This is a genomic window from Streptomyces sp. NPDC003284, from assembly GCF_053589675.1.
Genome location: NZ_JBSFSI010000004.1, coordinates 333508 through 345844 on the forward strand (window position 1 = coordinate 333508; position 12337 = coordinate 345844).

A 12337-nucleotide genomic window follows, 5' to 3' on the forward strand; every position below is an offset into this window, starting at 1 on the left:
CGCTCCGCACCGGACCGTACGGGCGATACGGACGCTCCAGACGGTACGGGCGGGCGCGCCGGTACCGTCCGGGCGGCCGCTCAGCTCACTTGTCCGCCAGCTGCCCGGCGAACTGCGCCAGCTGGTCCTTGACCCAGGGGTCGTACACCGCGAGCCGGTGGGCGGCCGCCGGATCGAACAGGCGCAGCTGGTCCAGGATCCACCGGTCGATGTGGCGGTGCGGGGCCGACCGCTGGGCGGCCGCCGCGTGGGCGGTCGTCACCGGTCCCGGGCCGGGGCATCCGGCGGGCTGCGAGGTGGCCGCCGTCGCGGAGCCCGCGCCGGCCATGAAGACGCCTGAGGCCGCCACGGCGGCGATACCTGTGGTCACGAGGCGTCGCATCGGCTTGTTCACGGTCGCTCCTCCAGTTTCACTCGGCGGCGGTTCCAAAGCGGAATGAACCGATCCGGTTGGTGTCTCTACCCGTCCCGGCGCGCGCTACACGGATCCGGCCCCCACGGGTCCGGGCAGCCCGGTGTCTCGGCAGGTCAGCGGCTCGGCGGCCCGGTGGCCCGGCAGCTCAGCGGCCCGGCGGGCGATGGCCGGGGCGGGGGGCCCGCGGCCCGGCCGGCTGCCGGAAAGGGCACGCGACGATGGCCCCGGAGTCCGGGTGCGCGGCCTCCGCGTCCCTTGTCCCGCGTCCCGGACGGGCCCCGACAATGGGTCCCTCCCGGACACGGGCGTACGACACGAGACCGAGGAGTGTGCGAGCGGATGCAGGCGCGGGACCAGAGGACGAGCACTCCCGGGACCAGGCAGCCGCAGCCGCTGCCCAGGGCCGCGCGGGCGGAGGAAGCGGCCCGCGCCGCCGCACGGGCGCCGGGCGGACTGTCCCCGGCGGACGTCACGTCGTTGCAGCGTTCGGCGGGCAACGGCGCGGTGACGCGCGCCCTCGACGAGCAGCGGCACACCCACGGGCCCTCCTGTGGCCACGGGGAGTCCGGCGGCCGCGCGGGGTCCGAAGGCCGCGCGGGCGGCAGCGGTCCGGCCGTCGTGCAGCGCCGCAAGCCGTCGCAGGACGCGCCCAAAGAGCACTTCGCGGCCAAGGCCCAGGACCATCCCGAATGGCCGGTGTTCCGCGGACTGATGACGGCGGGCGGCTTCCCGCCGGACGTGGTGGAGAGCGCCTGGCAACTGCTGCTCGGCGGAGTCTCCGAGCAGGAACGGCTGAACACCGGCTCCGCCGACCCGTCCCTCGACCCGGCCGAACGGCGCGCGTACCGGGCCTCGAACACCTGGTACCGCGAACTCGTCGACCTCGTCGGCGACCATCTGCGGATCACCACGCCCACCATGGCGCTGTGGTCCGGCGGCTTCGACGTCAGCGTCTACGCGCAGTCGAAGGGGCATACGTCCCTGGAGTTCACCCGGCTCGGGAAAGTGGTGGACCAACTGGAGCTGCACGCCGACTGGAAGCTCCAGGCGCCGCTGTGGAACGTCCTCTCCCGCGCGTTCGTCGAGCGCGCGACGGGACCCGTCCACGTGTTCCTGCGGGCCTACTCCCCCGACAGCGTCCTGATCGCCCAGGAGATCCCGCAACTGCGCGTCATCCAGAAGGTCAATCCCGCCGTCACCGTGCTGTGGCACCCGCTGTACACCACGGCGGACGGCAAGATCAGGGAGATCTCCGAGGATCTGCGGCTCACCGACGACGCCTCGTACCGCAGCCGCGACAAGTGTGTGGCCCTGATGTACCAGTACCTGCTCCGTTTCCACGACGAGAAGAACACCAAGGCGTCCGTGGCGCACAAGGAGATGCACGAACTCCTGGAGAAGAACGTCAATCCGAAGGCGGACGCGGAGTAGCGGGCCGGGCCGCTCCGTGCGCCCCGGGGTGGAGAGGGAGGAGCGGTCGATCTCCACCCTCCTTTCCACCCGTGGGTCCAGGTGCGGCGGGCCTGTTCGCAGCAGTCTTGAGGGCATGACGACAACAGAGTGGATCACCGACATCGCCCTCATCCTCATCGTCTTCCGGCAGTTGCGGGAGGGCCGGCTCGACCACAAGACCTTCCTGATCCCGCTCGGGATCGTGGCCTTCGTCGCCTACTCGTATCTGGACACCCTGCCCACCGGGGGCAACGACCTGGTGCTGATCGGGGCCCTGATGGGGGCGGGCGCCGTGCTCGGCGTCGCCGGCGGCGTCTACACCCGGATACGGACGGTCGGCGAGCACGCCCTGATCAAGGCCGGTGCGGTGTCGGCGATCCTGTGGGTGGTGGGCATGGGGGCCCGGATGGGGTTCCAGCTGTGGGTCGAGCACGGCGGCGGCGCCGACGACGTCGCCCGGTTCAGCCTCGCCCACCACATCACGAGCCAGGACGCCTGGGTGACGGCGTTCGTGCTGATGGCCGTCACCGAAGTGGTCACCCGGGTCGCCACGATCTTCCTGCGCAGCCGCGCCGTGACCGCGCCCCGTGCCGTGCCCGCCTACGAGCACAGTGCCTGATCATGCGGCCCGCGAGCATGCAGTATGTTCGGCCCGTGACCGCAGCAGCGCAGGGCGCCCCGCCTCCCGGAACGGCAGCGGACCGGGAGGCGGGCCGCCCGCGGTCGCTCCCCGGCCAGGACCCGTACATGCAGTGGCTGCTGACCCTTTCGGTCGTCATCGGGGGGATCCTGACCGTGCGGCCCGTGGGCCTCGACGGCCGGGGGCTGGCCGTCGCCGTCCTCCTCGTGCTCAACTCCGCGGCCCTGCTGGCCCGGCACCTGCCGGAGCACATGGTCCCCCCGCGGTTCGCCCTCCTCTGGCTGGGATCCGGCGTCGTCGCGGCGGTCGCCCTGCTCGGCGTCAGCCGCACCGGCACCGGCTATCTCTTCGCCTTCTTCCTCTGCGGTCACATCGGCTACCGGCTGGAGACCAGGGCGGCCCTCACGCTCGCCGGGACGTGCAGTCTGCTCTGCGGTGCCGTCCTGTTCCTCCGTCTCGGCCCGGGGCACGCCCCGGTGCCCTGGGCCCTCGGCCTCGCCACCGGCGCGCCGGTGCTGATCGGCATCATCAACCGCGGTCAGAACCGGTCCGTGCGGGCGGTGATCGAGGCGGCGGAGTCGGCCGAGCGCGCCGCACGGGCCGAGGCCCGCACCGCCGTCCTGACCGAGCGCGGCCGGATCGCCCGGGACGTGCACGACGTCCTGGCGCACTCGCTGGCCGCGATCAACATGCAGCTGGAGCTGGTGGACGCGCTGATCGAGACCGGTGACCTGGAGAAGGTCAGGGAGGCCAACGACACGGCGCACGGCCTGGTCAAGGAGAGCCTGAAGCAGGCCCAGTGGACCGTGCACGCGCTGCGCGAGGACGCGCTGCCGCTGCGGGAGACGCTGAGCGCGATGGTCGAGTCGTCGGGCCACCGCGACGCGCTCACGGTCACCGGCACCGTCCGTACGGTGCCGGCCCAGGTGACGCAGAATCTGCTGCGGATCGCCCAGGAGGCGCTGACCAACGCCGCCCGGCACGCTCCCGGGGGCGAGGTGGAGGTGGAGTTGGCGTTCGCCGCCTCCTCCACCACACTGAGGATCCGCAACCGCCCCGCCACCCGTCCGGTGAACGCGGGGGCCGGCAGCGGGATGGGACTGATCGGAATGCGCGAACGCGTCGCCCTGCTGGGCGGGACCGTCACCGCCGGGCCGGTCACCGAGGGACCGCACCAGGGCGGCTGGCAGGTGGAGGCAGTGATCCCGGGATGAGCGAAATGACCGACGTGGAGCGGCGGTTGAGAGTGATCGTCGCCGACGACCAGGCCGCCGTGCGGGAGCCGCTCGCCGCGGTGCTCGGGCTGTCCGAGGACATCGACGTCGTCGCGGTCGCCGCGAACGGCCGCGAGGTGCTGACGGCCGCCGCCGCCGGACCCGTGGACGTGGTGCTGATGGACCTGAGGATGCCCGGGATGGACGGCATCGAGGCGACCCGGCGGCTGGGCGAGGAGCATCCGGAGGTGGCGGTGGTCGTGCTGACCACCTTCGCCGACGACGACTCGATCCTGGGCGCGCTGGGCGCGGGAGCCCGCGGCTATCTGACGAAGAACGCGGGGCGCCTGGACATCACCCGGGCGATCCGGGCGGCCGCCGCCGGTCAGTCCGTGCTCGACCGCGAGGTCCAGGACCGGCTGGTCGCCACCGTCCGGGTCAAGGCACCGGCGCCGGGACCGGCCCTCCCCGAGGATCTCACCCCCCGCGAGCGCGAGGTGCTCGCGCTGATCGGCCGGGGCCTGCCCAACCGGGGCATCGCCGAGAAGCTCTTCATCAGCGAGGCCACGGTCAAGACCCACATCAACAACCTGTTCGCCAAAGCGGGGATACGCGACCGGGCGGACGCCGTACGGCGCGCTCTGGACGCGGGCCTGGCCTGACCGGGTCCGCCCGCGGCAGCCCGGCGCCGGACGCCCCGCGGCGGGCGGGTCAGCCGACCACCAGGACGATCTTCCCGCGGGTGCGGCCGGTCTCGCCGGAGCGGTGGGCCTGGGCGACCTCGTCGAGCGGGAAGGTCCGTACGGCGGGGAGCGCGAAGCGGCCGGTCCCGATCAGCTCGCCGATCCCGGCGAGCGCGTGCAGGGCGCGGCCGTCGTCCCCCCGGCTGAAGGTCACTCCGTGCGTCCGGGCTCCGGCGAAGTCGGCGAGCGTGACGACGCGCCGCGGGTCACCGGTGAGCCCGATGAGGTCGGGCAGCACCCCGCTCCCGGCCACGTCGAGCGCCAGGTCGACCCCGTCGGGCGCGAGCGCGCGCACCCGCTCGGCGAGGCCCTCGCCGTAGGAGACGGGTTCGGCGCCCAGCGCACGCACCTGGTCGTGGTGGGCCGGACCGGCCGTGCCGATCACCCGGGCGCCGCGCGCCACCGCCAGTTGGACGGCCGCGGCGCCGACGCTTCCCGAGGCACCGTTCACGAGCAGCAGCCGCCCGGCGGTCACGCCGAGCCGGTCGAGTCCGCGCGTGGCCGTCTCGACGGCGGCCGGGAGCGCGGCGGCACCGGCGAAGCCGACCGACCGCGGGATCGGTGCCCAGTGCGCCAGGACCGCCAGTTCGGCCTGGGCGCCCGCCTCCGCGCAGAAGCCGAACACCCGGTCGCCGACGGCCACGCCCGTGACGCCCTCGCCGATCTCGTCCACCACGCCCGCCGCCTCGTACCCCAGTACCTGCGGCAGCCCCTCGTCCATCAGGCCCGCGCGCTTCTTCCAGTCGCTCGCGTTGACCCCGGCCGCGCGCACGGCGATGCGGATCCGGCCGGGGCCCGGAAGCGGATCGGGGAGTTCCACGATCTCCAGGACCTCCGGACCGCCGAACCGACTGAAACGGACTGCCTTCATCATGTGCTCCGATCTGACCGGCGGACCGGCGTAAGCTGCTTCACGAACAGCGTACGTCACGAACGGCGTTCTTCACGAACAGTGTTCGTACCGCCCAGCGAAAGGTCCGCCCCGATGCCTCCCACCGGCCGCCGCCGCTCGACCCGTGACCGCCCGGCGAAAGCGCCCCTCAGCGAGCGGGCGGTCGTCGACGCGGCCCTGGAGATCCTGAGGTCGCAGGGGCTGTCCGCCGTGTCGATGCGGCGGGTCGCGGCCGCCCTGGACACCGGTCCCGCCTCGCTCTACGTCTATGTCCCGCACCGCGAGGGCCTGCTCCGGGCCATGCAGGACCGCGTCTTCGCGCAGGTCGGACTGGAGACGGCCGTGGACGCCGCGCGCTGGCGTGTGCAGCTGCACGCGCTGCTGGACCGGATGCGCGACACGCTGGCCGCACACCCCGGGATCGCCCTGGCGGCCATCGCCGAACCGCCCACGTCCGAGGCGGCCCTGCGGCTGCTGGAGAACCTGCTGGGCATCCTGCTCGCGGGCGGACTCGCCCCGCAGGACGCCGCGTGGGCCGCCGACACCCTCGCGACGCTGGTGAACCACGCCGCCATCGAGGCCGACGCCCGCGACGGCGGCCACCCGGACCGGGCCGCCGGCCTCCGGCGGCACTTCGCCGCCCAGTCGCCCGACCGGTTCCCCCTGGTCACCGCCCATGCCGCACAGCTCGTCTCCGGCGATCCCGACGAGCGCTTCCATGTCGCCGTGGACGCCGTCGTCGACGGCATGCTCGCCAGAACGGCACGGCGCTGAACCGGCCGGAGAACCGGAAGCGCGCGGCGTGCGTGTTGTGTGGGTGATCAGTGGTGCGGTCCGGGCGGTGGGACGGGAACGGGGAGCGGAGCCGGTGCGATGACCGAAGTGGCGGAGGAAGCACGGGACTCCGGGGCCGGGAGCGCCGGTCCGGGGCTGTGGCGGCAGCGGGACTTCCTGCTGCTGTGGAGCGGGCAGACGGTCAGTGAGACGGGGTCGGCGGTCACCCAGGTCGCCCTGCCCCTGCTCGCGGTCGTGGCGCTGCGGGCGAGCACGTTCGAGGTCGGGCTGCTGACCGCGGCCACCACGCTGGCGTTCGCGGTGATCGCGCTGCCCGCGGGCGCGCTGGTGGACGGCGCCGCCAAGCGCACCGTCATGCTCGTCTGCAATGTCCTGCGCCTGGTGATCATCGGCACGGTTCCGGTGGCGGCGGCGTTCGGTGTGCTGACGATGGCGCAGCTGTACGTGGTCGCGGTGGCGGCGGGTGTGTGCTCGGTGTTCTTCGATGTCGCGTACCAGAGTTATGTGCCCTCCCTCGTCCCCGCCGCACGGCTGATGGACGCCAACGGCAAGCTCGGGACCACACAGGCGTTCGCGCAGCTCGGCGGGCCGGGTCTGGGCGGCGGGCTGGTCGGGCTGGTCGGCGCGGCGGGGGCGATGACGGCCGACGCGCTCTCCTACGCGGTCTCGGCGGCGTCGCTCCTCGGGATCAGGACCCGGGAGGAGCCGCCGCCCGCGCGTCCGGCGGACGAGACGCTGCGGCGCCGGATCGCCGAGGGGCTGAAGTTCGTCCTCGGGCACGGCATCCTGCGCAAGGTCGTGGCGTGCACGGGCACCGCGAACCTGTTCTCCGGGATGAGCACGGCGCTGGCGATGGTCTTCCTCGTCCGGGTGCTGCACGTGCGTCCCGCGCTGACCGGGCTGGTGCTGGCGGGCGCGGCCGTCGGCGGGGTCGTCGGCGGCGTGTTCGCCGGACGGCTCGCCGAGCGGATCGGCTCGGCGCGGATCATCTGGGTGTCGATGCTGGTGTTCAGCGCGCCGCAGGTGATCGCGGCGGCCGCCTGGCGCGGCTGGGGCGTGGTGCTGTTCGCGGCGGGCTGGGCGGTCACGGGATTCTCCGCGATGGTGTACAACATCGCGCAGCTCAGCTACCGGCAGTCGGTGACACCGCCGGAGCTGATGGGCCGGATGAACGCGGCCGTCCGCTGGGTCGTGTGGGGCACGCTGCCGGTCGGCGGCGTCCTCGGCGGGCTGCTCGGCACGCTGATCGGGGTGCGCCCGGCGCTCTGGGTGGCGTTCGCCGGGTCCTGGGCGGCCGGGTGGTTCGTGTTCTTCTCCCCGCTCCGCCGCCTGCGCGACGTCCCGCCGCCGGAGCCCGTGTCCGCTCCGGCGGCGACGAGCTGAGGACGGCCGCGTTCACCGGCACACCCGCACCCCCCCAACCGCACCCTCGCGCGTCGGGTACGCGCCGGTGCGGTCCGTCCGAGTGGGTCGCCGGGCGTCCACGGCACGGTGCCCGGGGTAGCGGTGCCGTGCGGCGCATCCTGGGGCCCCGCCCCGCAGGAGAGGCCCGTGAGTGACTCCAGCCGCCGTATGACGCCGAGGCCGGTCCCCGTCGCGGGCGAGGCCCTTCCCGCGCCCGGGGTCATCGGCATCGGGCTCGCCGCGGTGCTGACGTTCGCGCTGGCCCAGGGCTCGTGGCAGTGGTTCGCCACCTTCATCGGGGTGACACTCCTCGCCGTGGTGCACGCCTTCCAGGTCCGGGGGGAGTGGCGACCGGGGTTCCGTTCGGCGTACCTGCGCGGTCTGATCGCGTACGCCCTGGTCGTCGGGCTGTGCGTGGCCGTCGCCCTCGCACCGCTGCTGCAACGGGCGGCCTGGCTGTTCCCGATGCCGGGCACCCGCGCCGAGTGCGCTCTGATGGGGCGGTACGGAGCCCTCCAGGCGAAGGCCGCGCTGGGAGGGCTGGCCGGAGGTGACGGCGCCGCCCTGGCGTACGCACAGGGTGTCCAAGCCCGCACGGCGGTCGCCGAGTGCCTGTCGGCCACAACGACCCTGTGGCTGCCGGTGTACGGGGTGGGGGCGGCGGTGCTGCTGGGCGCCGCCGCGTGGTTCCGCGACCGGACACGGGCCCGGCGGGCCGCCGCCGGACGTTGAAGTCGCCTTGAAGTCGCCTTCCTGCGCCGCCGGTTCAGCGTCGGCACCGGGCGAGGCCGACCGCCCCGGCCCGCCCGGACGCGGCCCGGACGCTGCCTTCCGCTCCGCCGCCTCCCCGGCCGCCGCGGGCCTGCGCGCACGACACGGCACGCTCGTACAACCAAAGTGCGTGGTCGGTGGTCGGACTGTCCGGGGCGCAAGGGCCGACGCCCCGTTCCGTGCACACAGGAGGAGCGTCTCTTGCTCTCGTCACACACCGGCCGGCGCCGTCTCGGCGCCGCCGTCGCCACCGTTCTCGCCGCCACACTCGCCGCGGGAGCGCTGACCGCCGCCCCGGCGGCAGCGACGGACGCTCCCGTCGCGGCGGCGGGGCCGGACGCCCTGCTCCCGATGGTGCCCGTCACCAGACTGGTGGCCGCCGGTCCGCAGGGCTTCCTGACGTACCTTCCGCACAGCGATCCCCTGGGAAGACTCCGCTGGGTCCGGTACGAGGACGGAGCCACGCGCGACACGCTCTACGACGCGATCGGGGGAGTGGCCCACGCCACCGGGGACACGATCGTCACCGCCAGCGAGATAAGGGGGACCAAGGTGCTGGACGTCTCCACCGGCACCTCGTTCGGCCTGCGTCCGGTCGACGACGGCCTCGACAGCCTCTACGGGGGATACGCGGACGGCGCGCTCTTCGTCCGCGGGGGCACCAGGCTGTGGCTGGAGACGAAGGACGGGGCCGACCGTCCCGTGCGCGGCATGCCGGAGAAAGCCTCGTACACCCTGGTGGTGGCGGGCGACGCCACGCACGGCCTGGTCACCGTCACCACCGCGGAGAGCGGGCGGCGTATCGGTGTCATCGACCTGACCGACGCCACGCTCACCTTCCCCTACCCGTCCCAGGCACGGCACCCGGTGGTGCTCGGGAACCGGCTGGCCTGGCTGGAGGACGACCCCGCGACCCGTACGCTCCGGGTCGTCGTCCGCGACCGGACCACCGGCACCGACACGGTCGTCCCGGTGCCCGGGGTCGCGGCGGGCACGGACCTGGACATCGGCCTGCTCGGCGACTGGGTGACCTACGGGACGGCGGCCCTGCGCATCGGGACCGGCGAGAAGGTCGCACTCCTCGACCGCGCCGACAACGTGTCCGCCGTCCCGGACGGCTCGGCGCAGATCGTGGAGGGCCGCAGATCCGCCGACGGCGACGGCTTCTTCCGCGTCTCGATCGGCGCGCAGGGGCGGCCGGTCGTGCGGCTGCTCGCGCACGCGGGCACCCCCACCTCCGCCCTGCACGACTTCGACTTCGACGGCCGCCCCGACCTGCTGGGCCGCGACGCCTCGGGCGTGCTGTGGCGGGACAGCGCCGGGGACGGACTCCAGCGGGCGCGGATCGGCGGCGGCTGGCAGATCTACGACAAGATCGAGGCCGTCGGCGACGTCGCGGGGAGCGAGAGCCCGCGTTTCCTGCCCGAGCTGGTCGCCCGTGACAAGGACGGGGTGCTCTGGCTGTACTCGGGCCAGGAGAGCGGCAACTTCGACCAGCGCGTGCGGGTCGGGCCGGGCTGGCAGACGTACACCCATCTCAGCGGCGGCAGCGACCTCGACGGCGACGGCCGTCCCGATGTCGTCGCCGTCGACAGGTCCGGCCTGCTCTGGCTCTACCGCAGCACCGGCGAGACGTCCCGCCCCTTCGAGGCCCGCAAGCGCATCGGGCACGGCTGGGACATCTACAACCAGCTCAGCGCCGTGGGCGACCTCGCCGGAGGCCCCGCGGGCGACCTCGTCGCCCGCGACAAGGACGGCGTCCTGTGGCTCTACCTCGGCAAGGGCGACGGCACCTACGCGCAGCGCACCCGGATCGGCGGCGGCTGGCAGGTCTACTCCCAGCTCATGGGCGCCGGTGACGTCGACCACGACGGCCATGCCGACCTGTTCGCCCACGTTCCCGGCACAAAGACCGTCTACCTCTACTCCGGCACCGGTGACTGGCGGCGCCCCTTCGAGGCCCGCACTGTCTCCGACGCCCACACGGGCAACGCGTACAACCACATGAGCTGAGGCAGGCCCCGGACGGGACTCGGGCAGAGGGCAGAGAGCGCGGCCGGTCGACCGGCCGCAGAGGAGAAAGACTCGTTGACACCGCATTCCCTCGCGTTCTACCTGGACGTCATCGCGTCCGGAACGGTCCTCGGCGCCGGGCCGACGGACAGCCCCGACCAGGTCACCGCGATCCTGGGAACCGACTTCGCCGAGAACACCCACGGCAGCGGGAGCATGTGGCGCGACTACGGCATGGTCGAGTTCTTCTGGCAGCGGGAATCGCGCCGTCACCCCTGGGAGGGCCACCACTTCACCGTGCAGGTGCATCGGCTCTCCCGGGGCGGCGGTGTCGTCAACCGCGTGCTGCGCGAACGGTACGGGCGCTTCGGCCGGCATGTCCCCTTCGCCAAGCTGGAGCGGCTCGCGGCCGCGCGCGGTGTGCGGCTGGAGGACGTCCCGAACCCCAACACGCCGACCCACACTCTGCATTGGCAGCCCGCCTCCCAGGTGTCCGTCCTGACACACCGGTCGCCGGTGCCGGGAAACCGCGGGCGCGGCGGCGCGCGCCGCGGCGACGTCCACGCCCTCTCGTCGTCGATGACTGCCGGACAGGTGGCGTTGTACACGTCGCTCCACGGCGGCCGGGACGCGCGGCGCGGGCGGCCGGTCGGCTCGTAGGCGTCGGACGGGTCCGGGCGCGTCGGCGCTGCCGCGTCCACGCCCCGCGGGCGCCTCGGTGTGTCCCCCGCACCGCTCGCCGGAACAGCGGCTACGCAGGCCCGGCGGCCGCCTCGCCGTGTGCCGCGTCCCGCCGCTGTTCGAGCGCGTAACGGCGGGCCAGGGCGTGGAAGGCTTCCTTCGGTTCCCAGTGCCAGTCGGAGGCGGGGTCGAACGGGTGGTCCTGGACGGTCCTGGTGATCGAGTAGCTCGCCATGTCCAGGTCGTGCAGCGGGTCGCCGGGGCGGTGCGGGGCGTCGGGGGTCACGAACTCGAACGCCATCGCCGCGTGGAGGCCCACCGACGAGAAGACGTCGAGGAGTTGCGTGAGGTACGCGGCCTGGGTGCGCTCGCTGCGGACCAGGTGGCCCTTGATCTCCTCGGGCTGCTTGCCGTGGTCGACCACGTCCCAGCCCATACCGGCGGTCTCGGGCGCGCCGACGTAGGCGCAGGTGCCGAACTCGGTGACGGCCAGCGGTTTGCCCCACCGCCGATAGCGCCTCAACTCCCGTACGTAGGAGGTACGGTCGGGAAAGCAGGAGTAGTAGTCGATGCCGACGATGTCGAAGAGCCGCCAGTCGACCTCGTCCTCCTGGGCCGCCGCATAGCTCAGCGGGCCGTGGAACACGGAACGGCCCACCGCCGCGGCCCGCTCGGTGAACCGGTCCAGACGACGCTGCATCGCGACGGGGTCCACCGTGCCCTCCTGGAGATTGCGGATCCGTTCGAAGACGTCGGCCCCCGGCACGATGCCCGGCACGAACAGCCAGAACTCGCAGCCCACGCTCAGTTCCACGGCGGCACCCTGCCGACGCAGTCCCTCCGCGAACCGGCCGGTCTCGGCGAGGTGGTCGAGGATGTCCCGCTCGGGCACGTCACCGAGGGTCGGCTGGAGCCAGATCCGCAGACCTCGTTCCGCGGCCTCGGCGGCCGTGGCCGTGAGGCGTTCGACGCCGTCGCCGGTGACGTCCACGGTGTCGGCGTGCAGCCGGTCGCGGATCGCCCGTATGTCCCTCCGCATCCGGGCCGTGCTGAACGCCGTGGCCGGTGTCCCGCCCTCGCCGGCGGTGTAGACGACACCGCGATGGCGCAGACCGGGCCGCGCCTCGGCCGCCCGCGACGCCTCGGCCGCCTTCCGCGCCTCGGCCGCCCCTGCGGCACCCGCCGGGAGCACGGCCGCGGCCAGCCCCGCGCAGGCCGCTCCGGTGAGAAACCGGGCCCGTGTGAGCCCCAGGTCCCTGTGCGTACGATCCTCTGGCTTCTGCATACGGCCACCCTGCCCACACCCACCGGACGACG

Annotated in this window: 12 protein-coding genes; 9 read left to right on the plus strand and 3 right to left on the minus strand. The window is 73.6% G+C overall.

The features are described from left to right. Positions 1-85: 85 nt before the first annotated feature. Entirely contained in the window at positions 86-394 is a 309-nt protein-coding gene (locus tag ACWDYF_RS11450; RefSeq protein ID WP_381742276.1) for a hypothetical protein, read from the minus strand. Between the two features lie 360 nt (positions 395-754). Between ACWDYF_RS11450 and ACWDYF_RS11455 the strand changes: the two genes are divergently transcribed. The 4 genes from ACWDYF_RS11455 (at position 755) to ACWDYF_RS11470 (ending at position 4383) form a co-directional block, all read left to right on the plus strand. Continuing rightward, a complete protein-coding gene (locus ACWDYF_RS11455; protein ID WP_389465581.1) occupies positions 755-1846 on the plus strand; it encodes a hypothetical protein in 1092 nt (363 codons plus the stop codon). Positions 1847-1961: 115 nt separating this feature from the next. Beyond that, a complete protein-coding gene (locus tag ACWDYF_RS11460) occupies positions 1962-2486 on the plus strand; it encodes a hypothetical protein (RefSeq protein WP_381742272.1) in 525 nt (174 codons plus the stop codon). Between the two features lie 17 nt (positions 2487-2503). Next, the gene (locus ACWDYF_RS11465) at positions 2504-3721 is read left to right on the plus strand and encodes a sensor histidine kinase (protein WP_389465578.1); all 1218 of its coding nucleotides are present in this window, start codon (positions 2504-2506) and stop codon (positions 3719-3721) included. Continuing rightward, entirely contained in the window at positions 3718-4383 is a 666-nt protein-coding gene (locus ACWDYF_RS11470; protein WP_381742271.1) for a response regulator transcription factor, read from the plus strand. The genes ACWDYF_RS11465 and ACWDYF_RS11470 overlap by 4 nt, the downstream gene beginning before the upstream one ends. 49 nt (positions 4384-4432) lie before the next feature. On the opposite strand, the gene ACWDYF_RS11475 is transcribed toward ACWDYF_RS11470, so the two are convergent. Then, positions 4433-5335 carry an NADP-dependent oxidoreductase gene (locus ACWDYF_RS11475; protein WP_389465737.1) on the minus strand — a complete coding sequence of 301 codons (903 nt, stop codon included), beginning with the start codon at positions 5333-5335 and terminating at the stop codon, positions 4433-4435. A gap of 114 nt (positions 5336-5449) precedes the next feature. Here ACWDYF_RS11475 and ACWDYF_RS11480 point away from each other — a divergent pair, with 114 nt between their 5' ends. The 5 genes from ACWDYF_RS11480 (at position 5450) to ACWDYF_RS11500 (ending at position 10999) form a co-directional block, all read left to right on the plus strand. Further along, a complete protein-coding gene (locus ACWDYF_RS11480) occupies positions 5450-6130 on the plus strand; it encodes a TetR/AcrR family transcriptional regulator (protein ID WP_389465576.1) in 681 nt (226 codons plus the stop codon). 99 nt (positions 6131-6229) lie between these two features. Next, a complete protein-coding gene (locus tag ACWDYF_RS11485; RefSeq protein WP_389465573.1) occupies positions 6230-7534 on the plus strand; it encodes an MFS transporter in 1305 nt (434 codons plus the stop codon). 168 nt (positions 7535-7702) lie between these two features. Beyond that, positions 7703-8287 (plus strand): hypothetical protein, encoded by a 585-nt coding sequence (locus tag ACWDYF_RS11490; RefSeq protein WP_389465570.1) that lies wholly within the window; start codon positions 7703-7705, stop codon positions 8285-8287. 240 nt (positions 8288-8527) lie between these two features. Continuing rightward, entirely contained in the window at positions 8528-10339 is a 1812-nt protein-coding gene (locus tag ACWDYF_RS11495; RefSeq protein ID WP_389465567.1) for an FG-GAP repeat domain-containing protein, read from the plus strand. Between the two features lie 75 nt (positions 10340-10414). Next, complete coding sequence (locus tag ACWDYF_RS11500; protein WP_389465564.1) at positions 10415-10999, plus strand: hypothetical protein; 585 nt, start codon at positions 10415-10417, stop codon at positions 10997-10999. 91 nt (positions 11000-11090) lie between these two features. On the opposite strand, the gene ACWDYF_RS11505 is transcribed toward ACWDYF_RS11500, so the two are convergent. Continuing rightward, positions 11091-12305 carry an abortive phage infection protein gene (locus tag ACWDYF_RS11505; RefSeq protein WP_389465562.1) on the minus strand — a complete coding sequence of 405 codons (1215 nt, stop codon included), beginning with the start codon at positions 12303-12305 and terminating at the stop codon, positions 11091-11093. Positions 12306-12337: the final 32 nt, after the last annotated feature.